Genomic DNA, 23,454 nt, shown 5'->3' with positions numbered 1-23,454 from the left:
TGCTTTTTTTCTAATTTCTGATATGATTACGCAATCAATGCAGGAAATAGTATTAAGAATTATTATGCCTTTTGGGCAGGATGGAGTATGCTTATGCCACTCTCTGAAAAATCTATAGAAGTTCAAACATTTTTGAAGGCGTGTCTCAACACGCCCAAAAACCCGCGCGGGATAATCAAAAATCTTTTAAAATCTTCTCGCTCTTTAAAATCAAATTATTGCTCATATTATATTGAGCAAGCATTATCCCCAAATGTTCAAAATTTAGGGCATTTTTATACCACAAGCCGCCATAAAATTTATGGTGACGTATCGCAGGCTGATTTATTAAGCCGGACTAGGCATTTTCATCAATCCATCATGGTGAATGGCGAAACGATCACAGATACTCATTTAGATAATGTGGTAAACCCAAAATTCCCGACATGGAGGCGTAAATTATTTAACCGATTAAAAGAGTTAGATGTTACCCAATTTTTAATCATACCCTTATTTGGCGCTAAATTTATAAATGGATGCATAACATTTGGTTTTAACGATAAAGTAAACTTATCTGACGAAATTTTGGTAAAATTATTAGAACATTTGTCGATGGAAACGCATAAACAAATGGTCATCTTTTTGGATGTACAAGACGCACCGGTCGAATTATCCCCAAGGGAAAAAGAAATTTTAGGCTGGATGGCAGCAGGCAAAAGCAAAATGGATATATCGCAAATTATTTCATTATCACCAAGTTCGGTTGATACGTATATCCGCCGGATTTATAAAAAATTAAATGTCCATAATAAAAGCGATGCCTTTGCAGTGGCCAATAGCTATGGTTATTTATTGGAAGCTTAATCTATCCTTTCTTTTCATCATTTATAATCACTAAACAAAATATCTAGGCCCTAAATATTTAATTAAAGATCAAAAATCGCGTCTAATTGTTCGTCGATTTTTGGTTCCATCTTTACTAGCATACGGCGCTTATCCTTTTTATCTCTCACCTTGTGAATTATTCCATCATTCGTCATTTCGTCCACATAACGTAGTACAGATGTTAAGGGGATACCATTATCCAGACCAAGTGATGAGATCGCTATTCCGTCTTCCTTTTTCGATCTTTCGTAAATTTCATATAATAGGGCCCAGATGGGGTTAACGAAATTGATGTTGGTGGATAATAAAGATCTTAATACGATAAATTTTTGATAATTTGAAACGAATGATTTTTTAGTTTTTACATTTATATCCTCATCTTTTCGATTAAAAAAATTCATATGTCTGCACCCTATTTTTTATTTTCTTAATATATGGATTATTCGCAATATTCGCCTATGGTGCAAGTCACGTAACCGCGTGACACAGTTTTACAAATCGTCATATATAATTCATATTATTGGATAAAATCGACGGTTTTCTAACCTGAATCATATTTCAATTTATTTTTTGGTTAATATTTTATGACGACGATATTTATGATGAATGATGAAAGATAATATAGTGGAGTGGTATAAATCAACGCAGGGCATTTATAATAAGCTGTTCTTGGCATTTCCTCCTGGCATCATATTTCAGGTAATTTTAGTCGCCGCTACATTTTCATTTGCAGCCATGATAATTGAAATTTTGTTTATTGGCTGGTTAAAATCTTCATTACGTAAATTATTAAAACCGAATGTTACCGCGCGCATCGATATATTGACATTTTTAATAATGAATAGCTCAATTAGTAGCCTTTTAGGCCTAATTCTATCAATTGGGTTATTCGAATATTTACAGGGTAAAATATCTGCCATTTTGCCTTCTGATTTGGGATTTAACACACACCCAATTTTGCATGCGCTTTTATTTTTAATCATTATTGATTTTATGGATTATTGGATTCATCGATTATCCCATGAAAGTAAAATTTTATGGAATTTGCATCAATTCCATCATGCGGCCAAGGAAATGACCGTCATAACATCGCATCGCAATCATCCTATGGAGGTTGCAATACATGCGGCGAAACATGCCTTAATTGCCTCTTTACTTGGTCTGCCGATAATAGAATTTACCTCGATTTTGGTATTGCGATCTGTGCTTGCCGGGTTAAAGCATAGCCAGCTGCAATGGAAATGGAATTGGTTTGGTAAATGGGTATTGCAATCACCGCATCTCCATTGGGTACATCATTCAACCGACCCTGCTCATTATAATAGTAATTATGCGACTTTATTTTCTACATGGGATGCATTGTTCGGGACATATTGCTCCCCCAAACAGGATATAAAAAATATTGGCCTTGTGAATGAAAGGCTAAACTCTCGGGGCTTTATCTATGATATTTGGATTTGTTATTGGGGTTTTTTGCATGATTGCGCATGGGCAGTTTATCAATTCCCCCAAAAAATATATTCTCAAACATTTCCGAAAAAATAGAGCCTGTCCGTTAATTTAAGATTTTTTGGTTAAATTGCTCACCAAAATTATCGCAGCAAAGGCAAGGATAAATCCAGGAACAATTTCATATATTTCACTGCTCCATCCCATTGCAATCCAAATCGCAACGCTGGCCGCGCCGACAATCAAGCCAGCAACCGCGCCCGCGCCCGTCATGCGTTTCCATGTTAAGGAAAGCAATATTAACGGACCAAATGCCGCGCCAAATCCGGCCCATGCATTGGAGACAAGGCCAAGTACCTTGCTTTCAGGGTCAGAGGCAATGAACGCAGCAATAATTGCCACGGCAAGCACACAAAGCCTACCAATATTGACCATTTCGGTTTCACTGGCATTTTTGCGAAGGAATAATCTGTAAAAATCTTCGGTCAGAGAGCTGCTCGCCACCAATAATTGCGAGCTAATCGTGCTCATAATCGCGGCCAATAAAGCAGCAAGTAAGAAACCAGTAATCAACGGATTAAAAAGCATATTGGCCAATAAAATGAATATGGTTTCGGGTTTTTCCAAAATAATGCCATTTTGCGCGGCATAGGCGCGGCCAAATATCCCTACACCAATCGCGCCCAATAATGCCACGCCCATCCATATCATGCCAATATTGCGCGCAATGGGCACGTCTTTGACGCTTCTAATCGCCATAAACCGCACGATGATATGAGGTTGGCCAAAATAACCAAGTCCCCAAGTCACTGCCGATACAAAACCCAAAAATGTTAAACCTTGGGTCATGCTTAAAAATTCTGGATTGATATTGGTCAATGTCGCATTGGCCGCTGTCCAACCTCCATCATTGGTAAGGATGACAATGGGCATTAAAATTAAGGCAACAACCATGATGCAGCCTTGAACAAAATCGGTCAGCGACACCGCAAGAAAACCGCCAAACATTGTGTAACCAACTACAACCCCGCCTGTAACCCAAATGCCCAGCATATAATCGCTCATCGACACATTGTTAAACAGATCGGCAAAGCTTTCCTGAAACAATAAACCACCGCCGACCAAACCCGCTGCGGTATAAACAGAGAAAAAAGCCACGATAATAACCGCAGAAACAATACGCAAAATCGATGCATGGTCGGGAAAACGATTGGCCAGAAATTGCGGGATAGTCAACGAATCGCCAAGTTTTTCAGTTTGCTCTCGAAGGCGAGGGGCAACAATAATCCAATTGGCAAATGCACCGATGAACAATCCAATGCCAATCCATGCCTCCACCAGACCCGTGGCATATAAAGCACCCGGAAGACCAAGTAAAAGCCAACCTGACATATCAGAAGCCCCCGCCGAAAGCGCGGTAACCGCGGGCCCCAATTGACGCCCGCCCAATAAATATTCGCCGCTATTGCTGGTCGATTTACGCCAAGCATATAGGCCGATGCCGATCATTAGAAGAAAATATAATCCTAAGCTTACATATGTCCAATTCATCGGCCATCCCCATTTTCATTTATTATTATGTTGAATTTGGGGCAAGTTACGAGATGGGTGAACAATAAGTCCAGCTATTTTTTAAGCAGGTGAAAATAGACCAGTTTCTTCATCCAAGACATGCAATATGCCGTCTGAAATGGCAAAAAATGTCCCATGTAGCTTTAATTGGCCAGAATCTTCACGTTCTTTTATATATGGAAATGTACGCAAATTATGCAAACTTATCTTAATCGCTTCAAGCTCTAGCGCCAATTGCTTATCATCAGAAGTTGAATTGCAAACATGTTCAACCGCATCGTCAATAATGCTCATCCAATTATGAACAAAGCTCTCACTTTTCTCTTTTGCGCCATGATTTTGCAGCGCTGCTTTAATGCCGCCACATTGCCCATGACCAAGGATGACAATATGTTGAACATTTAATCCTGTGACACCAAATTCAATCGCCGCTGATGCGCCATGCAAATGACTATCAGGTTGATATGGCGGCACCAAATTGGCAACATTACGCAGCGCAAAAACCTGTCCGGGCACGGTATCAAAAATTGTTGCGGGATCGACCCTACTGTCACAACATGAAATAATCATTACCGGAGGCATTTGCCCATCTGATGATAATAGATCATATTTTGATTTTTGCTCTAGATAAGCACCCTGACGAAAACGTTTATAACCAGATACAAGATGCGCAAATTCAGGCATTAAAATTTATGTCCTCTAACAACGGCCACATTGGCAACAGTTAATAATAAACGATGACTATCTAAAATAGGGGCAATAAGATCAACTAAATTATTAGTTTTTTCCTCTGAAGCAATCACCAAAATAATTGATTTTGCGCTTGCTCCAGTAAAATCGTCATCGCTCCATTCGCCGTCTCTACCGCCGCCAGAATCGACATGAATGACACTCCACCCTGACATATCAACTTTTTTTAATAAATCGATTATATGCGGGATTAACGGCGTATCTACTAAAATTTCGATACGTTTTCTGATGACTGTTTCAACCATAATTACCCCAATATCTGAACAATATAAGTATATAGGCTGATACCTATAATGATATTAAATGGAAATGTAACGCCCAAGGACATGGTTAAATATATGCCCGGATCAGCCTCTGGCGCGGCCAGCCTCATCGCCGCTGGAACGGCAATATAGGAAGCGCTGGCGCCTAAAATTGAAAGCGCAATGGCGCTGCCCGCATCCAATCCAATGCCAAGTCCAATAATAGCACCAAATGTGCCATTAAAAATGGGCAGGCAAATCCCAATCATCACCAATCTTAACGATAATTTGTTCGATTGCACCAAACGCCGCCCAGCGACCAAGCCCATATCCAATAAAAATAGGCAAAGCACACCTTTAAAGCCAACTTCGAACAGTGGCTTTATGGGTTCAAATCCGCTTTTTCCTGCGACCATACCAATAATGAATGCACCGATTAACAAAATTACAGATGCATTTGTAAATACTTCATGCAATAATTTTTTAATATTATTATTTGATTTTTCTGTGCTTTTTCCCTTATTTCCAAATCTAATTAACAATAGACCAGAAATAATTGCCGGCGTTTCCATAATCGCCAGTACCGCCACCATATAGCCCGCGGGTTCTAACCCTTGATTGGTTAGTAATTCCTTTGCCGTGACAAATGTAACCACGCTGACCGAACCATAATGTGCCGCGACAGCGCCAGCATCGACCGGTTTTAATTTTCCAAAATATATTAACGCGAAAAAAGCAGGCACAGGTAATAGAAAGCTTAATGATAATCCGGCCAATGCAGCATTTAACAAATCAATGCTAAACCCTGCATTCATAACCTCCACACCACCTTTTAAACCGATGGCGACCATTAAATATATCGACATTGCCTTGCCAAATGCTTCGGGTATCGAAAGATCAGATTTTGCAAATGCCGCAAAAAAGCCCAGAAGAAAAAATAATATAACAGGTGACGTAAGGGTATCGATTATCATTAAAATATATTTCCACTGAAATTTATTGTTAAATAGCATGGCTAAAGTCATTGGCAAGCGGATAAACAATAGCTATCTAACCAACATGAATAAGCCACCGAAAATCGAATCCGATAAAAATAATCCTGAACGTGTGCGCAAACCAGATTGGATTAGGGTAAAAGCACCGGTAAGTAAGGGATATGCCGAAACGCGTAAGTTAATGCGTGAGCTTAACCTTAACACTGTATGTGAGGAGGCGGCCTGCCCAAATATTGGCGAATGTTGGACCAAAAAACATGCCACCGTCATGATTTTGGGCGATGTTTGCACCCGCGCATGTGCATTTTGCAATGTGAAAACGGGTATGCCGCGCGCAGTCGACAAAAGCGAACCTGGCCATGTGGCAGAGGCGGCTGCCAAAATGGGTCTGGAGCATATTGTTATTACATCGGTTGATCGTGATGACCTGCCCGATGGTGGGGCGAGCCAATTTGTTAAGGTGATAAATGCCCTGCGTGATCAAACGCCCAATACCACCATTGAAATTTTAACACCAGATTTCCGGAATAAGGCAAGTGCTGCGATTGAGGCGATTGTAGCTGCTCGTCCCGATGTTTATAATCATAATTTGGAAACAGTGCCGCGTCTTTATCCCACAATTCGGCCCGGTGCGCGATATTATGCTTCTTTGCGTTTATTGGAATCGGTAAAACGTCATGATCCCAGCATTTTTACAAAATCGGGCATCATGCTTGGGCTTGGCGAAGAAAGGTTAGAGGTTCATCAGGTCATGGACGATATGCGTTCTGCTGAAATTGATTTTATGACAATGGGTCAATATTTACAGCCAACACCCCGCCATACAAAGGTGATGGAATTTGTAACGCCGCAAAATTTTAATGCCTATGCATCCATTGCCCGTGCCAAAGGCTTTTTGCTGGTCGCGTCAAGTCCGCTGACCAGATCCAGCTATCATGCCGGGGATGATTTTGCGCGGCTTCGTGATGCGCGCATAAAGCAATTAGAACGCGCAGCGAAAGCATAATATGCCACGCCATCAGGAGAGCCGCGCCCTGCCATTTTCCGCAGAACAAATGTATGATTTGGTTGTGGATGTGGAGAAATATTCTGAATTTTTACCATGGATTATGGCAACACGTATTAAAAGCAATACGGAACAAGAAATGCTGGCCGATATGATTATTGGCTTTGGCAATTTGCGTGAAAGTTTTACATCGCGGGTGATAAAATCACCAAAATTTGAAATTAAAATTGATTATATTAGCGGCCCGTTAAAAAAATTGCATAATATATGGGTTTTTGAGAATGAAAAAGATGGTGGGTCTTTGGTGCATTTTGAGGTGGAATTTCAATTTAAAAACGCCATATTCGAAGCATTGGCTGGGCAATATTTTCATAAGGCCTTACGCAAAATGACGGGCGCATTTGAACAAAGAGCCTATGATTTATATGATCCAAAATAATACTTAAAATTTATTTTAATCAATATATTAAATCAATTTATCAATAATAATTTTAACGCTTCTTCTGCTGCCAATATTCTAATTTCGCTCCTGCTTTTATCTTGTCCAAATTTAATTTCCTCTGCGACGGGAACTGTTCCATCCTCATCCCTTAACACACAGGCAAAAACAACCAATCCCACAGGTTTTTGTTCGCTGCCGCCATCTGGGCCTGCAATGCCCGAAATGGCAATGGCGATATCTGCGTCGCTATTCGCCAGCGCCCCCTTTGCCATGGACCATGCAACTGCCACTGACACCGCGCCAAATGTATCGATAAATTCCTCTGGCACGTTCAAAATTCGCTTTTTGGCCTCATTGGCATAGGTTACGAAACTTGCTTCTAAAACCGCGCTGCTTCCAGGAATTTCGGTAATTGCCGCTGACACCAACCCGCCAGTGCAGCTTTCGGCAAGGGCAATGCGCCGTCCAGCCTTTATATTTTGCTCCACAACTTGCTTGGCCAAAATTGCCAATTTTGAATTTAAGGCATAATCATGTTTTTTTGCCTGTCCTGTCATATCGCCATTTCCTTTTTCATCATAATGACATTGGCCATTGCCGCAATTCCTTCGCCGCGCCCTGTAAAACCCAATTTTTCTGTTGTGGTGGCTTTGACCGATATTTGCTCCGGCTCAACTTTGCAAATTTCGGCAATGCGTTGGCGCATTTTCAATTTATATGGCCCGATTTTGGGATATTCACAAATGATGGTGATGTCCATATTGGATAGATAATAACCCTTTTCCTCACACAATTTCACCGCATGTGCCAAAAATTGATCCGATGATGCACCGGCCCATTTCGCATCGGATGGCGGAAAATGGTCGCCAATATCGCCCGCCGCAATGGCGCCCAAAATGGCGTCTGTTGCCGCATGCAAGGCCACATCAGCATCGCTATGCCCCAATAATGCCTTATCACAATCAATTTTCACACCGCAAAGATACACACCATCCCCAGAGATTAACCGGTGGACATCATATCCCCCTCCAATACGAATATTTGGCATTTTTAATGCTCCATCCATCATAAAATCATCTTTATAGGTATATTTTTTTAACCTGATGTCACCATCGACAATGGCGACATTTAATCCTAATTTATGGACCATTTGTGCGTCATCGCTTGGTTCAAAATCCTGATCCCAATTTTCATGGGCATTATATATTATATCAAAGTCAAATGCCTGCGGCGTTTGCACAATGCGCAGCGCATTACGATCAATAATTTTGTCATATACATCGTCATGTGTCTGCAAAATAGTATCGGCGACGGGCAAAATGGGAATGGCGGCAACATGATTTTTTAACGCAGCCACCAAATTATCGATAACTTTTGCCGGAATATGTGGCCGGGCGGCATCATGAATAAAAATATGACCAATGTTAAAACCTATATCTTCGGATAATTTTTTGGCGGCCTTTAACCCCTCAAATGCACTTTTACGTCTTGTCTCGCCGCCCTGAACAATATCATCAATTTTATGTCCGCCGATAATTTGCTCCAATTTTTCATCATTTATATCGGCGCAGACCAAAATTATATGGTCAATATATGGATGCGCCGTAAAATTTATAATATTATGTTGTAATATCGGGCGACCGTCCAAAATGGCAAATTGCTTTGGAGAACCCAATTCAGCGCGTGCGCCCACGCCTCCGGCCAAAATAATGGCAATATTTTTAACATTTCTCTGCATATTTTTGCCGCCATATATGGCTAATGCTTGCTCGCCAAGCAGAATAAGTCTAAAGGCTGCCTAATTTTTAAGCAATTGAGTAAAGAAAATGGCATTAAAACCCATAAATATTGGTCCTGTAGAAATTGAATGTCCCGTTATTTTGGCGCCGATGACAGGCGTGACCGATCGCCCATTTCGCACTTTGGTGCGCCGATTTGGCAGCGGGTTAAATGTTACCGAAATGATTGCAAGCCAAGCAATGATCCGCGAAACACGTCAATCTATACAAAAAGCGGCATGGGATGGAGCGGAAGAACCAATTTCTATGCAATTGGCCGGATGTTCGCCCAAAGAAATGGCAGAAGCTGCAAAATTAAACGAAGATAGGGGGGCAGCGATTATTGATATAAATATGGGCTGTCCGGTTAAAAAAATCGTCAATGGCGATGCGGGGTCGGCCCTGATGCGGGATTTGCCTCTTGCTGCCAGTTTGATTGAAGCAACCGTGAAGGCCGTTAACGTGCCGGTTACCGTTAAAATGCGCATGGGGTGGGATAGAGATAGCCTGAACGCACCTGAATTGGCCCATATAGCTGAGGATTTGGGCGCTAAACTTATTACCGTGCATGGTCGCACCCGCAATCAAATGTATAAGGGGAGTGCCGATTGGGCCTTTATTAAAAAAGTAAAGGATGCGGTTAACATTCCGGTTATCGCCAATGGAGATATTTGTTCCGCCGATGATGCCGAAACCGCTCTTCTGCAAAGCGGCGCGGACGGTATTATGATTGGGCGCGGTGCATATGGAAAACCGTGGCTCTTGGGTCAGGTGATGTCATGGCTTCAACATGGCAAACATATCCCAACCCCCGATTTAGAGGCGCAATATCATATCATTATCGAACATTATTTGGGTATGATGGAATTATATGGCGAACAAGTTGGCGTGCCATGTGCGCGTAAACATATTGGATGGTATACCAAGGGGTTGACTGGCTCGGCGGAATTTAGGAATAATTTCAATAGAATAAACAGCAAAGATGAAGCAATTCTGGCTTTGGAAGAATTTTTTGAACCTCTTTTGCAAAGCGAAGCTGCGTAAAATATGAAAGATGATATTTCTATACCATCAGCTGATTTGATATTATCTTCTTTAATGTCGCCAATTTTGGTTATTTCGACCAAAAAGGGCACGGAATATAAGATTATTTTTGCCAATGAGGCATGTGAGATTTTCTTTGATCGTTCTTTAAAAAAAATAATCAAGCATGATTTTTTTGACATTATGAACATCAATTCAGATCATTTCATCAATATGATTAAATCCAATCCTGGGTCAATTTTTGCTCAAGATATTGAAATTGGGTCAAAAGAGACTAAAAAAACGGTTAACTTACGGGTTCAGCCCATTTCAGGTCATGAACAACTCTCCATTATTTCAATTGAGGAAAAATATCACCCACGCGGATATATTTCCAGCCACGCCAATATGGATGGCGCGTTGGTGGAGGTTGGCGCACCGGCCATATTATCTCATGAAATTAAAAACCCGCTTTCCAGTATTCGTGGCGCAGCGCAGTTAATGGGACGCAAAGCGGATGCCAAAAATGGCAAATTAAGCAATTTGATTATTGGTGAGGTGGACCGCATTTCCACTTTATTAAACCAGATGCAGGATTTGGGGCAGACCCAAAAACCGAATTTTCAGGCGGTAAATATCCATATTTTATTGGATAGGGCGCTGCAAACCATTGGCATAGCCAATCAGCATTTAAAAAATATCAAATTATATTTTGATCCATCATTGCCAGACATTTGGGCTGATCCCGATCATTTAATGCAAATTTTGATAAATTTGATGCAAAATGCGGCCGATGCATGCGGCGCAGAGGAACTTCCCTCGCTTATCATTCGGACAAAATTTGTTTTAAGCGGCGAGATTAAAGATAATCATATCACCAATAAATATGCATCAGTAAGAAAATTGCCCGTTGAAATCTCCATTGAAGATAATGGCCCAGGCATAGATAATGAAATTTTGAGTGAGGTTTTTAACCCATTTGTTTCCACCAAAAAAGAAGGGCAGGGGCTTGGCCTTGCCATTGTGCGAAAATTGGTTCGCCAAATGGGGGCACGGATAAGATATGAACGTGATGAGATAGGAAATATGACGAAATTTATATTAAACTTTCCTATCTCCTTACCGCATGAGCAGGAGGAGCACTCATGAGTAAAAAGAAGATTCTATTGGTTGAGGATGATCCATCAATCCATATCGTTCTGGAATCCGCCCTTATTGATGATGGATATGAGGTTCATAGTTGCGATACGGTGAGCGAGCGTGACACATTGCTTCGCACGCATAAATACGATCTGATGTTGACCGATATTATTTTAAGGGAAGGCAATGGTTTAAAATCATTGCATAAATTTGCCGATGATTATCCCGACCTGCCCATCATCATCATGTCTGCGCAAAACACATTGGATACTGCGGTGCGCGCATCGGAATTAAATGTATATGAATATTTTCCCAAACCCTTTGATTTAGAAAAATTATTATTAACAATTTCACAAGCTGTAAAGCCAGAGGATTTTCAACAGAACGATAATATTGCCCAATATGAGTTAAACCAGGGCAATATGCCGCTTGTTGGGCAAAGTCCCGCAATGCAAGATGTGTTCCGCATGATTGCCCGATTGATGAATAATGATTTATCGGTGTTGATATTGGGTGAATCCGGCACAGGTAAAGAATTAGTCGCCGAGGCGATACATAGTCTTGGGTCGCGCAAAACAGGACCATTTATTGCAGTAAACATGGCCGCGATTCCCGCCGAATTGATCGAATCTGAATTATTTGGATATGAAAAGGGCGCATTTACCGGCGCACATGGTCTTTCCATCGGTAAATTTGAGCAGGCACAGGGCGGCACATTATTTTTGGACGAAATTGGCGACATGCCCATGCAGGCACAGACAAGATTATTGCGCGCCTTGCAATCCGGCACCATTAATCGATTAGGCGGCAAGGCGACGATCAAATTGGACGTGCGTATTATTGCCGCCACCAATCAAGATTTGCCCGCCTTAATTGCGGCCAATATTTTCCGCGAAGATTTATATTATAGATTAAATGTCGTGCCAATTAACCTGCCCCCCTTACGCGAAAGGCCAGAGGATATTGCCCGTTTGACCCATTATTTTTTGGATTTGGCATCAAAAGAAGGGCTGCCGCGTAAATTGATTAGCGAGGATGCGTTGGAACATTTAACCAATTCGCCATGGCGCGGTAATGTGCGCGAATTAAAAAACAGCATATACCGCCTTTTGGTGACGGTTCGTGATGATGTTATCAACAAAAATGCCGTTGAAAATATTTTGGGTGAAGTAAGCGCAAGTCCAAAGCCTGTTATCACGGCAAGTTTTGATGATGCGGTTGCGCAATTCATCGCAAAAAAAGAACATGACAGAAATAGTGATGGCAAAATATACGCGCTGGCCCTGGCGCAATTTGAAAAGCCATTATTGTCCATCATCATGAAAAAAGTGAAGGGTAATCAATTACGTGCGGCCTCTATGCTGGGTATAAATCGTAATACTTTGCGTAAGAAATTGGCCGATAATAATATAAAATAGGCAAAGTTTAAGCATATTGAAAAAATCAAATGCCTTAATATTGTGCTTTATTTGCAACAATAACATGTTAATAGTTGCAAGATGGCAACAAACGCGTCTTCTATGGTTGATGAAAACCTTAATTTAGTGGGCATTTCCGGAGGGAAATGGCTGCGTGATGTTGCGCATTCCGAATATAAAATGCGTTTGGTTGAAAATATCACCATTGCCATTTTGTTGATTTGCGCGGCAGCCACTTTTTATTATTTAACCAGTCAAAAACCTAGCGCAGAGCCGCTTTCGCCAATATTGGTGGCCAGTTTGTTGGTGGGTAATTTGCTGCCTGCGACATTTTGCATCATATTGCTTGGCCGTCGTTTGGCGATTAGGCGCAGCGCAAAGGCAGGAATTGGCAGCAAGGGCCAATTGCACATACGTCTGGTTGCTATTTTCTCGCTACTCGCAACAATTCCCATGCTTTTGCTGGTTATATTTTCGTCAATTTTATTTCAAAGCGGCGTGCAATTTTGGTCATCCTCTCAGGCAAAGGGGGTTTTGCAAAATGCAAGCGCCCTTGCCAATGGATATTATGAAGAAAAAATACGTGATGTAGAGGATGAAACAGTCACTATGGCAGGTGATGTGCGCTTTGCGCTTGATCGCTCAAGCCCAGATGACCCCAAATTTCTAAATGGATATTTGGAACAGGTGTTAAACCGAAAATTAAGTCAATCGGCAATTATTACGGTGGATAGTAAAAATGTCCAACGCACCAGCGCCTTTATCACCGCCGATAATCAGGGTAAAAAACAATGGATAAGCGATGATATAATGAAGCGGCTGCGCGGCGGTGAACGCATTGTGGTAAGCGCCAGCAGCGACAAAATAGAGGCGGTTACTGTTTTATATGATGAACCGCGATCATATTTATATGCCGCACGGTCATGGACTGTACCATCATTCCTATTGGGGAAAACTGCCGATAATGTGCTGAGCGATTATGAATCAATGGTTTCTCAATCGCGAAAATTGCAAATTCAATTTAACATCGCATTATATATTGTGGCCATTTTAATTGTTGGCATTGCCATTTGGGTTGCTTTGTTTGTCGCCGACCGGATGGTACGTCCTGTTACCGGGTTGGTTCTTGCTGCACAAAAAGTTGCCGATGGTGATTTAAGCGCCAGAGTTGAAACCGAAAGCGATAGGGGCGATGAAATTGCCGTTTTAGGACAAGCATTTAACCAAATGACGGAAAGGTTGGAGGATCAAACCGGAACTTTGGTGCGCGCAAATGCTCAATTAAATAATCGGCGTGAATTTATTGAGGCGATTTTATCATCTGTTTCCGCCGCCATTATCAGTTTGGACGATAAGGGAGTCATTCAATTATCAAATGCCTCTGCGGATAAATATTTGGAAAAAGGCGCAGATGAAATTATCGGCGCTGCTATTCATGATTTATCCCCCAAATTGGCCGAATTATTCGATCAAAAAACCGAAACCGCAATTGTACGCGAAGGGCCAGAGGGTGAGGAAAAAACATTAGCCGTTCGGTTAAGTTTTCAGGGCAATGGCGCCGTTTTAACATTTGAAGATATTAGCCAGCAATTATCCGATCAACGCCGCGCCGCATGGTCAGATGTTGCCCGCCGCATTGCGCATGAAATAAAAAACCCCTTAACCCCCATTCAATTGGCCGCGGAACGATTGCAGCGCCGTTTCGGCAAGCAATTGGATCAAAATGATGAAGGGACAGCAATATTTAAGCAATTGACCGAAACAATCGTTCGTCAGGTTGGCGATTTACGCAAAATTGTTGATGAATTTTCATCCTTTGCGCGCATGCCAAAACCGATTTTCCGAGATGAAAATTTGCATGACATCGTAAAACAAGCAATTTTCATGCATGAGGTGGCGCACCCGCATATAAAATTCACCTTTGATTTTAATGATCATCACATTAATTTCACCTGCGACCGCAGGCAATTGGCTCAGGCATTTACCAATTTAATCAAAAATGCAGTTGAATCAGTGGATGAACGCATATTGCGCCATCAACAATCGGGCGAAGAAATTGGGTTTAAAGGCGCTGTTCATCTATCCATTCATAAATATGATGGGCGTATAAATATTATTATAAAAGATAATGGCATTGGCATTGATGAGGATAGTTTTGATTCAATTTTTGAACCCTATGTTACAAATAGAGCGCAAGGATCTGGGCTTGGCTTGGCCATTGTTAAGAAAATTATCGATGAGCATTTTGGCGATATTTCTTTTAATAATATGGTCAAAGATGGCGCTCAATTGACCATTAAATTTGATTTAGTTAAGCCGGATAATATCATTTTTTCCGATGCACAGGATAAAGAGGCAAGAGGCAAATAATGGAAATATTGGTTGTAGATGACGAAAAGGATATACGCGATATCGTCGCCGGCGTTTTGTCGGATGAGGGATATTCTTGCCGCACTGCAATGAACAGTGATGAGGCATTGGCCAGTATAAATGAACGTCGTCCTTCATTAGTTTTATTGGATGTGTGGTTGCGCGGTTCCAAATTAGATGGTCTGGAATTATTAAAAGAGATTAAAAAATGCGACCGCGAATTGCCCGTCATCGTTTTTTCAGGTCATGGTAATATTGACACGGCGGTCGCCGCAATTTCCATGGGCGCAGTTGATTTTATTGAAAAGCCATTTGAGGCGGAGCAGCTGGTTCATCTTGTCGCGCGGGCGACGGAAAATGAAGCGCTGAAACAGGAAAATGCCGCACTTTTGGAAAGAGTGGGGCAGGCTGATGGCCTTACGGGGACATCAACCACAATGAATAATATACGTGCCACTTTGAAAAAAGTGGCAGCAACCGGAAGCCGCCTGTTCATCAGCGGCCCTCCTGGAGTGGGGAAAGAAGTCGCCGCGCGTTTATTACATAAATGGAGCAATCGTGCTTCTGGCGCATTTGTTACTTTCAGCGTCGCGCGAATAAATTTAGATAAAATTGATGAGCATCTTTTTGGAATAGAGGAAAATGGCAGTTTAATTCAGGCTGGCGTTTTGGAACGTGCGCATGGCGGTACATTATTTATTGATGAAATTGCCGACTTCCCGCCCGAAACACAGGGAAAATTGCTGCATATCTTAACCGATAAAGGCTTTACACGCACCGGCGGCACCCGCCCCATCAATGTCGATATTCGATTGGTATCGGCAACATCCACTAATATAGAGGAAAAAATAACCGAGGGGACATTTAGAGAGGATTTATATTATCGTATAAATGTCGTTCCGTTGGCTTTGCCTGCCTTGGCCGACAGGCGCGAAGATATAGCCGAATTGATTGATTTTTATGTTAATCGTTTTTGTGCTGAACACCGCGTTGCCGTGCCGCAATTTAACCAAGATGCGATGAACGCCCTGCAATCATATAGCTGGCCTGGCAATATCAGACAATTACGTAATGTCATCGAACATATTGTGATTTTGGCGCCAGTAAAGGGCGTGCAAGTCATTGATATTGATATGTTGCCGCATGAAATTCATGGTGATTTTATCGATCAAAGTAATAATTTATCCAATATGATGAGTTATCCGTTGCGTGAGGCAAGGGAGTCTTTTGAACGTGAATATTTACGGATACAGGTGAAAAGATTTTCAGGGAATATAAGCAGAACCGCCAATTTTATTGGCATGGAACGTTCCGCACTGCATCGCAAATTAAAATTATTGGGATTGAATGACCCCAAAAAGTCCGAAGATTAATTTTAATGAGGTATATTGCGAATTAATCCTTGCTCTTCATCATATTTACACCACATAAGAAGATGACAAAAAAATAATAAAAAGGTAAAAAAATGTCAGATCACAATAATGGATTACAAGATCGCTTTTTAAACAGCCTACGCAAAACCAAAACTCCCGCGTCGATATTCTTGGTAAAGGGTGTTAAATTACAAGGGATTGTAACTTGGTTTGATAATTTTTCAATATTATTACGGCGTGATGGCCAATCGCAACTTGTTTATAAACATTCAATTTCAACAATTATGCCCGGCGCAGAGGTTGAACTCGACATAGCTGAAAAAGATGGCACCAAAAATAAACGTAAAGGGCTGCAGGATATTTTTCTTTATGCGATGCAGGATAAAGAAGAACAAGTTACTATGTTTTTGGTCAATGGCGTGATGTTGCAAGGGCATATTTTATCCTATGATCTTTTTTCGGTGTTGTTAGAACGTGATAATATGACTCAGCTGGTCTATAAACATGCATTGTCCACAATACAGCCGGCAACAACGGTGAATTTAGCCGAATATAATATTGATGAGGATAGCCTTTGAGCGTTTTTAATCGGGCGGAAACTGACCAATTTTCATATGGCGCGGCAACATATATTTTATGCCCCATTTTAGAAGGCGATAGCCGCACCGCCCCAGAGGGTAGGGAGGAAGAGGCAAAGGGCCTTGCCCGCGCAATTGGGCTCGACATCATTGCATGCCGTTCTTTTAAGGTTCGCAGACCAAATGCGAAAACTTTAATTGGCGGCGGCCAAGTTGAAGCCGCAATGGAAGCAATTGAGGCTAATAATATTGAAATTGTCATTGTTGATAATGTTTTAACCCCGATACAACAGCGCAATTTAGAAAATAAATTCAAAACTAAGGTCATTGACCGCACCGGTTTAATACTTGAAATATTTGGAGAGCGTGCCGAAACGGCCGAGGGGCGCCTGCAGGTTGAGCTTGCTCATTTGGATTATCAGGCAGGGCGGCTAGTTCGCAGCTGGACCCATTTAGAGCGCCAACGCGGTGGTTTTGGCTTTTTGGGTGGGCCCGGCGAAACGCAGATTGAGGCCGATCGGCGTATGATAAGGGCGCGGATGGCGAAATTGCGCCGGCAATTGGCAGAAGTTCAAAAAACACGTGGGCTGCAGCGAAAAAGAAGACAGCGCGCGCCATGGCCCGTTATTGCTTTAGTTGGATATACAAATGCTGGAAAATCTACATTATTCAACCGTTTAACGGGCAGAGATATGTTAAGCGCAGACATGTTATTTGCCACACTTGACCCCAAAATGGCAGAAATAAAGCTGCCTGGCATTGCAAAAGTAATATTGTCCGACACCGTTGGTTTTGTATCCGAACTTCCCACGCAATTAATTGCAGCATTTCGCGCGACATTAGAAGAGGTATTAAATGCCGATTTAATCCTTCATGTTCGTGATATATCGCATGAGGAAACTTTTTTGCAAAAACAAGATGTTGAAAATGTTTTGAGCGAGCTTGGCCTTAATATTTCGGGCCCAGATGAGGATATAATATCTGAAAAATCAGATATTCCGATTATGGAATTATGGAATAAATGCGATTTGTTGGACGAGGATGCCAAGGAGGATTTAACCCATAAGGTTTCTCAAGATAAAAATATCATGTTGATTTCCGCCCATAATGGGGAAGGGATCGATAATTTAATAAATGTTATTTCGCAAAAATTATTGGAAGGTAGCGAGCAGAAACAGATAATTTTTGCCCCGCAACATGGCGCGGCGCTTGCATGGTCATATGAAAATGGCGATGTGGAGGAACTTAGCCGTGATGAAAATGGAAATGTGACGGCAAACATTATTTTACCAAAAACATTATGGGGCCGTTTTTCAGAAAGATTTCAAGATATAATGGTTGATATTTAAGATTTTGTAGAAAGCTTTATTTTTGCAAAATTCCAATATTCCTCCCATTTATCGGGGGATAAATTCTTTAATTCGTCTTGATAATTCACTCCATATTCTTCTTGGATAATTTGCTCCATTACTTCAAATCTTGATTGAAATTTATAATTTGCCTGACGCAGCGCCGCTTCTGGATCAATTTTTTGGAAGCGAAGCCAATTTACGACCGAAAATAATATATCGCCAGCCTCGTCAACTTTGTCATTCACTGACATAGCTTCTTCAAATTCATTTATTTCTTCAAATATTTTATTCTTTGGCCCAGATGAATCCTGCCAATCAAACCCTATTCTCGCCGCTCTTTTTTGAATTTTTTCTGCTCGTGATAAGGCGGGTAGGGACATAGCAACTCCTGAAAGAGCACCTTCTGGCATGGCGGAATTTGATTGTTTTGCCTGCCTTTCACTAGCCTTTATATCCTCCCAATTTTTTTTAATTTCTGCTTTATTATGCGCAATGATATCGCCAAATATATGCGGATGCCGACGCTCCATTTTATCGCTTATTGACTTTACTACATCATCAAAGTCAAATAATTCCATTTCGTCTGCCATTTGGCTGTGAAAAATTATCTGTAATAATAAATCACCAAGCTCATCTTTAAGATCGTTATAATCTTTACGCTGAATGGCATCCTGCACTTCATAGGCTTCTTCAATTGTATAAGGCGCTATTGTTTCAAAATTTTGTTCCTTATCCCATGGGCAACCATGAATTGGATCGCGAAGCGTGCGCATTATTTGTTTAAGGCGTTTTATTTCATTCATATAATATCGTGTAAGCTTTCTAATGTGGTTCATGAATAATGGGCAAGATCGCTTAATAATAGATTATTATTTAACATAATATATATTATCAATATATTTAATATTAGTCATTCAGCCCATAATTATTCCAAAAATTATCCCCGCTATTGCGAATAATCCAACCCATATTATCGCCATTTTCGCCATCGAACCCAATGATAAATTACGATATGCCAATGCCGAACCAACAAGAGTTAATAAAGCAATGCTATATAAAATCTGTCCTAATCTATCATCCATATGATATCGTCCTATAATTTTGCCTTGGAAAATAATGTGAAGAAATTTTGACCTGTCGCCTTTAATAATATGTCCAATGGTTCACCGCGCAATGTGGCAAGAAAATTTGCAGTATCGGCGACAAAGGCTGGCTCACATGGTTTTCCGCGATGCGGAACAGGCGCCAAAAATGGAGAGTCTGTTTCCACCAATAAACGGTTCAATGGAATTATTTTAGCCGATTCTTGCAGGCTTTGGGCATTTTTAAACGTTACAATTCCCGAAATGGAGATATAGCAGCCAATGTCCAAAGCAATTTCGGCAAATGACTGGCTAGCGGTAAAACAATGGATAACCGCTCCAAATTTTTTGCGGGCCATTTCCTGTTTTAAAATATCGGCTGTATCATCCTCGGCGTCCCTTGTGTGAATGATGATGGGCAGACCCGTTTCCTGCGCGGCATGAATATGGGTTCGAAAGCTGTTCTTTTGATTATCTCGGTCGCTTTTATCATAATAATAATCAAGACCGGTTTCACCAATGGCCACAACCTTTGGATGCTGAGCGCGAGATATTAATTTTTCCAAATCAATATCCGGATGGCTATCTGCCTCATGTGGGTGGATGCCAACCGATGCCCAAATATCCTGCTCCTGTTCAGCTAGGTTTATTATGTCATCCCATTCGCATTCGCGGGTGGAAATATTTAACATCCCCCTCACCCCTACGGATCGGGCATGGCTCAAAACATCCGCCTGACGTTCGATAATGCCTTTATAATTTAAATGACAATGGGAATCTATTAACATAACGCCGTCTTATACTTCCGTTTCGGCTGGCAATTCCAATCGCGGAAAGACGCCTTGTGGTTGAATAATAGCCTTGCCCTGCTCTACCAATTGCGACAGCCAATTTTTATCCGCAATATCAGCAAAATTTCTTTGCGCCTCACTTACCAAGATTTGGTCTAATATTTTATCACAAGATACTGGAATAACTGGCTTTATCGCAATGCTAAGATCATGAATGGCCAATAATAATGTCATTAAAACGTCTTCCATCGCTTCGGGATCAGTTTTCTTTAAACCCCATGGTGCTTGCTCATCAATATATTGGTTACATGCAAATACCGCCTTTAACCAAATTTCTATACCCGCAGAAAAATCCAATTTTCCAAATGCTTTGGCCATATCTTGCTGGCAAGAAGCCCTTACAAATTCCAAAAGCTCTAAATCAGGCGCCCGGTTTAAAGATGGCATTTTGAGCTGGCCGCCCATATTCTTAAAAATCATGGAAAGGCTGCGCTGTGCCAAATTACCAAAACTATTCGATAAATCGGCATTTGATGTGCGAATGATGGACTCCGCGCTATAGCTGCCATCTTGACCAAAGCTAATCTCACGAAGCAAATAATAACGTAATTGATCAACGCCAAATTGTTCGGCCATGTTCATAGGATCGACCACATTGCCTAATGACTTTGACATTTTTTCGCCCTTATTAAGCAAGAAGCCATGGCCAAATACCTGATGCGGTAATGCAATATCTGCGCTCATCAAAAATGCGGGCCAATATACCGCATGGAAACGCACAATATCCTTACCAATTAAATGCAAGCTTGCGGGCCAGAAATTTTCCATATCCTCGCTTTGATGGGGATAACCAAGACCAGTTAGATAGTTTGTCAATGCATCCACCCAAACATACATGACATGATTTTCACTGCCGGGAACTTTCACGCCCCAATCAAAACTGGTTCGCGAAATGCTTAAATCACGCAAGCCCCCTTCGACAAAACGTTTAATTTCATTCATGCGGCTTTGCGGACGAATAAAATCAGGGTTTTCCTCAAAATATTTCAGCAATGGCTGCTCATATTTTGAAAGTTTGAAAAACCAGCTTTCCTCAACCGTCCATTCAACCTCCGTTCCTTGTGGGGATAATTTAACGCCTCCCTCTCCTTCGATTAACTCTTTTTCATCATAATATGCTTCATCGCGGACCGAATACCATCCTTCATATCGATCAAGATATAAATCACCCTTGGCCTCCATTGCTATCCATAAAGCCTGACTTGCCTCATGATGTTCATTTTCAATTGTGCGGATAAATCTGTCATAAGAAATATTAAGTTTATCGCACATCTCTATGAAATATGATGACATTTCATCAGACAGCTCGCGCGGTGTGATGCCCAAATCGCGTGCTTTTTGCATCATTTTCAAACCATGTTCATCAGTTCCAGTTTGAAAGCGTACATTGCGCCCCATAGAGCGTTGGAATCGCGCGGCAACATCGGCGGCAATTGCCTCATATGCATGGCCAATATGGGGGCGACCATTGGGATAGCTAATCGCGGTGGTGATGTAATAATTTTCGGTCATGCAAATATTTCTTACTCTTTATAATATGTTTTGGTTTATTTATTCATTTTGCTTAAATAATTGGTCATTTGCAGAATGACAGTTTTTTTATCTAGCGAATTTTTAATCGCGCGACCTGCCAATTTTGTTGAATTTGACCATAAAAGATAATCTTGTTCAATATATTGGCCATTATTCTCACATATTTTATTGTAAATTAACATTGGTACACGCTGAAGGAAATTTTCATATCTTTTCTGTTCAGCCTTTAATGATAATTTGGACATTAAAAATGCTGAAATCTGCATGGCCGTATTCGGATTTGCGGCCATCTCTTGCAGTTTTCTCTCAATCTCCATGAAATTTATATCATAATATGCCTTGGCCGTGCCAATTGAACCATTGGCCAATTTAATTAAAATATCCCAATCTTCCATGGGTAAATCGCCCACAATATAGGGTAATTGGGCTCTTAATTCATCATCGGAAAGCCGGTTAAATTTCAAAATCTGGCATCTTGAACGGATAGTCGGTAATAATATTTCTGGCCGATGGCTTATCAACATGAAAATATTGCCGGGCTGCGGCTCTTCTAGATTTTTTAATAAAGCATTTGCAGCTGATTTTTCCAAATCATCAATGGAATCTATAATGATGATGCGCCCATTGGCGATACCCGGTTTCGTTAGCAAACGTTTTTGAAGCTGGCGAATTTGTTCAACATTAATGCTTCTTTTTCTCTCTGCATCAGCATCTGCCTTCTTTCCTTCCTCCGGCTCTTTGGCCAGTGGACGTTCCAATATAATTTGATCGGGATGTGAAAAATTTTCAAGCAATGATTGATAAATGCCATTGGGGTCCAGATATGCAGCCCCTGCCCTTAATGCGAAATCCCGTTTACCAACCCCCTTTGGTCCAATAAGCAGCCATGCATGATGCAGGCGTTTTGAATGAAGGCCCTTGGCAAATATTTGCCAATTTTCGTTGGAGCTTTCATCGATATTATGGGGTAAAGTTGACGTCATGACATCAACTTTGAAACTATATCAAAAATTTCCTTTGCAACAATATCAATATCTTGATTGGCTTTGATGACATGAAATCTGGTTGGTTCGGCTTTTGTATAGGATAAAAAAGCAGCGCGGACATTTTCATGAAATTGCGCTTCGCGTGAACCAATTCGGTCATCATCGCCAAGCAATTTTTGCCTTTTTTGTACTCTATGTGATGCTTGGGATAAATCCATATCCAATAATATTGTCGCGTCGGGTAATAAACCACCGCTACCAATTTGGTGCAGGGTCATAATCTCTTCATCTTTTAATCCTGAACCGCCGCTTTGATATGCTCTGCTGGAATCTATAAATCGGTCGCAAATTACCCATTTCCCGTTTTGAAGAGCAGGTTCAATTAACCGCTCAACATGTTCGCTTCGCGCGGCGGCAAATAATAATGCCTCGGCACGGGGGAAAAATTTATTGTCATTGCCAGATAATAATATCTGCCGAATTTCTTCGGCAGCATCTGTTCCGCCAGGTTCGCGGCTGATTATCGTTTCAACAGATTGGCGATTTAACGCATCGCATAATAAGGCGATTTGTGTTGATTTGCCGACGCCCTCGCCGCCTTCTATTGAAATAAATTTGCCGCGCCCATTTGCCATCTTAAAATTGCCCCA

The 23,454-nt window shown here is 41.3% G+C and carries 24 protein-coding genes; 11 read left to right on the top strand and 13 right to left on the bottom strand.

The features are described from left to right. Positions 1-93: 93 nt before the first annotated feature. Entirely contained in the window at positions 94-843 is a 750-nt protein-coding gene (locus LPB140_RS07900) for a helix-turn-helix transcriptional regulator (protein ID WP_198024091.1), read from the top strand. Positions 844-905: 62 nt separating this feature from the next. Here LPB140_RS07900 and LPB140_RS07895 read toward each other — a convergent pair whose 3' ends face one another. Next, complete coding sequence (locus LPB140_RS07895; RefSeq protein ID WP_072559369.1) at positions 906-1,265, bottom strand: winged helix DNA-binding protein; 360 nt, start codon at positions 1,263-1,265, stop codon at positions 906-908. 205 nt (positions 1,266-1,470) lie between these two features. On the opposite strand from LPB140_RS07895, the gene LPB140_RS07890 reads away from it, so the two are divergent. After that, positions 1,471-2,409: a sterol desaturase family protein gene (locus LPB140_RS07890; protein ID WP_083550183.1), complete on the top strand. Its 939-nt coding sequence runs from the start codon at positions 1,471-1,473 to the stop codon at positions 2,407-2,409. Positions 2,410-2,424: 15 nt separating this feature from the next. Here the strand turns inward: LPB140_RS07890 and putP are convergent, their stop codons facing one another. The 4 genes from putP to LPB140_RS07870 all read right to left on the bottom strand — a co-directional run bounded on the left by putP (position 2,425) and on the right by LPB140_RS07870 (position 5,851). Beyond that, complete coding sequence (gene putP / locus LPB140_RS07885) at positions 2,425-3,822, bottom strand: sodium/proline symporter PutP (protein WP_418346529.1); 1,398 nt, start codon at positions 3,820-3,822, stop codon at positions 2,425-2,427. 123 nt (positions 3,823-3,945) lie between these two features. Beyond that, positions 3,946-4,569: a carbonic anhydrase gene (locus LPB140_RS07880; protein WP_072559366.1), complete on the bottom strand. Its 624-nt coding sequence runs from the start codon at positions 4,567-4,569 to the stop codon at positions 3,946-3,948. Then, positions 4,569-4,880 carry a P-II family nitrogen regulator gene (locus tag LPB140_RS07875; protein WP_072559365.1) on the bottom strand — a complete coding sequence of 104 codons (312 nt, stop codon included), beginning with the start codon at positions 4,878-4,880 and terminating at the stop codon, positions 4,569-4,571. Before LPB140_RS07875 ends, LPB140_RS07880 begins: the two co-directional genes overlap by 1 nt. A gap of 2 nt (positions 4,881-4,882) precedes the next feature. Next, entirely contained in the window at positions 4,883-5,851 is a 969-nt protein-coding gene (locus LPB140_RS07870; RefSeq protein ID WP_072560665.1) for a sodium-dependent bicarbonate transport family permease, read from the bottom strand. Between the two features lie 85 nt (positions 5,852-5,936). Between LPB140_RS07870 and lipA the strand changes: the two genes are divergently transcribed. Both lipA and LPB140_RS07860 read left to right on the top strand, forming a co-directional pair. Further along, positions 5,937-6,878, top strand: a complete 942-nt coding sequence (gene lipA / locus LPB140_RS07865; protein ID WP_072559364.1) for a lipoyl synthase — start codon at positions 5,937-5,939, stop codon at positions 6,876-6,878. A gap of 1 nt (position 6,879) precedes the next feature. Beyond that, the gene (locus LPB140_RS07860) at positions 6,880-7,317 is read left to right on the top strand and encodes a type II toxin-antitoxin system RatA family toxin (protein WP_072559363.1); all 438 of its coding nucleotides are present in this window, start codon (positions 6,880-6,882) and stop codon (positions 7,315-7,317) included. A 32-nt stretch (positions 7,318-7,349) separates the two neighbouring features. On the opposite strand, the gene LPB140_RS07855 is transcribed toward LPB140_RS07860, so the two are convergent. Together LPB140_RS07855 and LPB140_RS07850 are read right to left on the bottom strand one after the other, a co-directional pair. After that, the gene (locus tag LPB140_RS07855) at positions 7,350-7,877 is read right to left on the bottom strand and encodes a CinA family protein (protein WP_072559362.1); all 528 of its coding nucleotides are present in this window, start codon (positions 7,875-7,877) and stop codon (positions 7,350-7,352) included. Beyond that, positions 7,874-9,058, bottom strand: a complete 1,185-nt coding sequence (locus LPB140_RS07850) for a bifunctional 2-C-methyl-D-erythritol 4-phosphate cytidylyltransferase/2-C-methyl-D-erythritol 2,4-cyclodiphosphate synthase (RefSeq protein ID WP_072559361.1) — start codon at positions 9,056-9,058, stop codon at positions 7,874-7,876. Before LPB140_RS07850 ends, LPB140_RS07855 begins: the two co-directional genes overlap by 4 nt. Positions 9,059-9,146: 88 nt before the next feature. Here LPB140_RS07850 and dusB point away from each other — a divergent pair, with 88 nt between their 5' ends. From dusB to hflX, 7 genes are all read left to right on the top strand, one after another. Beyond that, positions 9,147-10,142 (top strand): tRNA dihydrouridine synthase DusB, encoded by a 996-nt coding sequence (dusB, locus tag LPB140_RS07845; RefSeq protein WP_072559360.1) that lies wholly within the window; start codon positions 9,147-9,149, stop codon positions 10,140-10,142. A gap of 3 nt (positions 10,143-10,145) precedes the next feature. Further along, a complete protein-coding gene (locus LPB140_RS07840; protein WP_072559359.1) occupies positions 10,146-11,270 on the top strand; it encodes a two-component system sensor histidine kinase NtrB in 1,125 nt (374 codons plus the stop codon). Beyond that, positions 11,267-12,679 carry a sigma 54-interacting transcriptional regulator gene (locus LPB140_RS07835; RefSeq protein WP_072559358.1) on the top strand — a complete coding sequence of 471 codons (1,413 nt, stop codon included), beginning with the start codon at positions 11,267-11,269 and terminating at the stop codon, positions 12,677-12,679. The genes LPB140_RS07840 and LPB140_RS07835 overlap by 4 nt, the downstream gene beginning before the upstream one ends. A gap of 102 nt (positions 12,680-12,781) precedes the next feature. After that, positions 12,782-15,049: a sensor histidine kinase gene (locus LPB140_RS07830; RefSeq protein WP_072559357.1), complete on the top strand. Its 2,268-nt coding sequence runs from the start codon at positions 12,782-12,784 to the stop codon at positions 15,047-15,049. Continuing rightward, positions 15,049-16,422 carry a nitrogen assimilation response regulator NtrX gene (gene ntrX / locus LPB140_RS07825; RefSeq protein ID WP_072559356.1) on the top strand — a complete coding sequence of 458 codons (1,374 nt, stop codon included), beginning with the start codon at positions 15,049-15,051 and terminating at the stop codon, positions 16,420-16,422. The genes LPB140_RS07830 and ntrX overlap by 1 nt, the downstream gene beginning before the upstream one ends. A 92-nt stretch (positions 16,423-16,514) precedes the next feature. Further along, positions 16,515-17,000, top strand: coding sequence for an RNA chaperone Hfq (gene hfq / locus LPB140_RS07820; protein WP_072559355.1), 486 nt, complete (start codon positions 16,515-16,517; stop codon positions 16,998-17,000). Next, the gene (hflX, locus tag LPB140_RS07815; protein ID WP_072559354.1) at positions 16,997-18,349 is read left to right on the top strand and encodes a GTPase HflX; all 1,353 of its coding nucleotides are present in this window, start codon (positions 16,997-16,999) and stop codon (positions 18,347-18,349) included. The genes hfq and hflX overlap by 4 nt, the downstream gene beginning before the upstream one ends. On the opposite strand, the gene mazG is transcribed toward hflX, so the two are convergent. From mazG to tmk, 6 genes are all read right to left on the bottom strand, one after another. Beyond that, positions 18,346-19,155, bottom strand: coding sequence for a nucleoside triphosphate pyrophosphohydrolase (gene mazG / locus LPB140_RS07810; RefSeq protein WP_083550565.1), 810 nt, complete (start codon positions 19,153-19,155; stop codon positions 18,346-18,348). The two genes, hflX and mazG, sit on opposite strands and share 4 nt — an antisense overlap. Before the next feature lie 111 nt (positions 19,156-19,266). Continuing rightward, on the bottom strand, positions 19,267-19,434 hold the full coding sequence (locus LPB140_RS12360) for a hypothetical protein (protein WP_156874172.1): 168 nt from the start codon (positions 19,432-19,434) through the stop codon (positions 19,267-19,269). Between the two features lie 11 nt (positions 19,435-19,445). Continuing rightward, a complete protein-coding gene (locus tag LPB140_RS07805) occupies positions 19,446-20,222 on the bottom strand; it encodes a TatD family hydrolase (protein WP_072559352.1) in 777 nt (258 codons plus the stop codon). Positions 20,223-20,231: 9 nt separating this feature from the next. Next, a complete protein-coding gene (gene metG, locus LPB140_RS07800) occupies positions 20,232-21,797 on the bottom strand; it encodes a methionine--tRNA ligase (protein ID WP_072559351.1) in 1,566 nt (521 codons plus the stop codon). Positions 21,798-21,832: 35 nt separating this feature from the next. Then, on the bottom strand, positions 21,833-22,801 hold the full coding sequence (locus LPB140_RS07795; protein WP_072559350.1) for a DNA polymerase III delta subunit-related protein: 969 nt from the start codon (positions 22,799-22,801) through the stop codon (positions 21,833-21,835). After that, on the bottom strand, positions 22,798-23,439 hold the full coding sequence (gene tmk / locus LPB140_RS07790) for a dTMP kinase (protein ID WP_072559349.1): 642 nt from the start codon (positions 23,437-23,439) through the stop codon (positions 22,798-22,800). The genes LPB140_RS07795 and tmk overlap by 4 nt, the downstream gene beginning before the upstream one ends. Positions 23,440-23,454 lie beyond the last annotated feature (15 nt).

This window comes from Sphingorhabdus lutea, from assembly GCF_001889025.1.
GTDB lineage: Bacteria > Pseudomonadota > Alphaproteobacteria > Sphingomonadales > Sphingomonadaceae > Sphingorhabdus_B > Sphingorhabdus_B lutea.
Note: the sequence above shows the minus strand (reverse complement) of the source record. Positions and strands in the feature narration are given on the sequence as shown.

Bases quoted from the DNA above. Each gene is read 5' to 3' on its own strand.
- LPB140_RS07870 (WP_072560665.1), bottom strand. From the start codon at position 5,851: ATGATAATCGATACCCTTACGTCACCTGTTATATTATTTTTTCTTCTG.
- putP (WP_418346529.1), bottom strand. From the start codon at position 3,822: ATGATCGGCATCGGCCTATATGCTTGGCGTAAATCGACCAGCAATAGC.
- LPB140_RS07860 (WP_072559363.1), top strand. From the start codon at position 6,880: ATGCCACGCCATCAGGAGAGCCGCGCCCTGCCATTTTCCGCAGAACAA.
- lipA (WP_072559364.1), top strand. From the start codon at position 5,937: ATGAATAAGCCACCGAAAATCGAATCCGATAAAAATAATCCTGAACGT.
- LPB140_RS07840 (WP_072559359.1), top strand. From the start codon at position 10,146: ATGAAAGATGATATTTCTATACCATCAGCTGATTTGATATTATCTTCT.
- LPB140_RS07830 (WP_072559357.1), top strand. From the start codon at position 12,782: ATGGTTGATGAAAACCTTAATTTAGTGGGCATTTCCGGAGGGAAATGG.
- LPB140_RS07835 (WP_072559358.1), top strand. From the start codon at position 11,267: ATGAGTAAAAAGAAGATTCTATTGGTTGAGGATGATCCATCAATCCAT.
- dusB (WP_072559360.1), top strand. From the start codon at position 9,147: ATGGCATTAAAACCCATAAATATTGGTCCTGTAGAAATTGAATGTCCC.
- LPB140_RS07900 (WP_198024091.1), top strand. From the start codon at position 94: ATGCCACTCTCTGAAAAATCTATAGAAGTTCAAACATTTTTGAAGGCG.
- LPB140_RS07855 (WP_072559362.1), bottom strand. From the start codon at position 7,877: ATGACAGGACAGGCAAAAAAACATGATTATGCCTTAAATTCAAAATTG.
- ntrX (WP_072559356.1), top strand. From the start codon at position 15,049: ATGGAAATATTGGTTGTAGATGACGAAAAGGATATACGCGATATCGTC.
- LPB140_RS07895 (WP_072559369.1), bottom strand. From the start codon at position 1,265: ATGAATTTTTTTAATCGAAAAGATGAGGATATAAATGTAAAAACTAAA.
- metG (WP_072559351.1), bottom strand. From the start codon at position 21,797: ATGACCGAAAATTATTACATCACCACCGCGATTAGCTATCCCAATGGT.
- mazG (WP_083550565.1), bottom strand. From the start codon at position 19,155: ATGAATGAAATAAAACGCCTTAAACAAATAATGCGCACGCTTCGCGAT.
- LPB140_RS07850 (WP_072559361.1), bottom strand. From the start codon at position 9,058: ATGCAGAGAAATGTTAAAAATATTGCCATTATTTTGGCCGGAGGCGTG.
- LPB140_RS07890 (WP_083550183.1), top strand. From the start codon at position 1,471: ATGATGAAAGATAATATAGTGGAGTGGTATAAATCAACGCAGGGCATT.
- LPB140_RS07805 (WP_072559352.1), bottom strand. From the start codon at position 20,222: ATGTTAATAGATTCCCATTGTCATTTAAATTATAAAGGCATTATCGAA.
- LPB140_RS07875 (WP_072559365.1), bottom strand. From the start codon at position 4,880: ATGGTTGAAACAGTCATCAGAAAACGTATCGAAATTTTAGTAGATACG.
- LPB140_RS07795 (WP_072559350.1), bottom strand. From the start codon at position 22,801: ATGACGTCAACTTTACCCCATAATATCGATGAAAGCTCCAACGAAAAT.
- LPB140_RS12360 (WP_156874172.1), bottom strand. From the start codon at position 19,434: ATGGATGATAGATTAGGACAGATTTTATATAGCATTGCTTTATTAACT.
- hfq (WP_072559355.1), top strand. From the start codon at position 16,515: ATGTCAGATCACAATAATGGATTACAAGATCGCTTTTTAAACAGCCTA.
- LPB140_RS07880 (WP_072559366.1), bottom strand. From the start codon at position 4,569: ATGCCTGAATTTGCGCATCTTGTATCTGGTTATAAACGTTTTCGTCAG.
- tmk (WP_072559349.1), bottom strand. From the start codon at position 23,439: ATGGCAAATGGGCGCGGCAAATTTATTTCAATAGAAGGCGGCGAGGGC.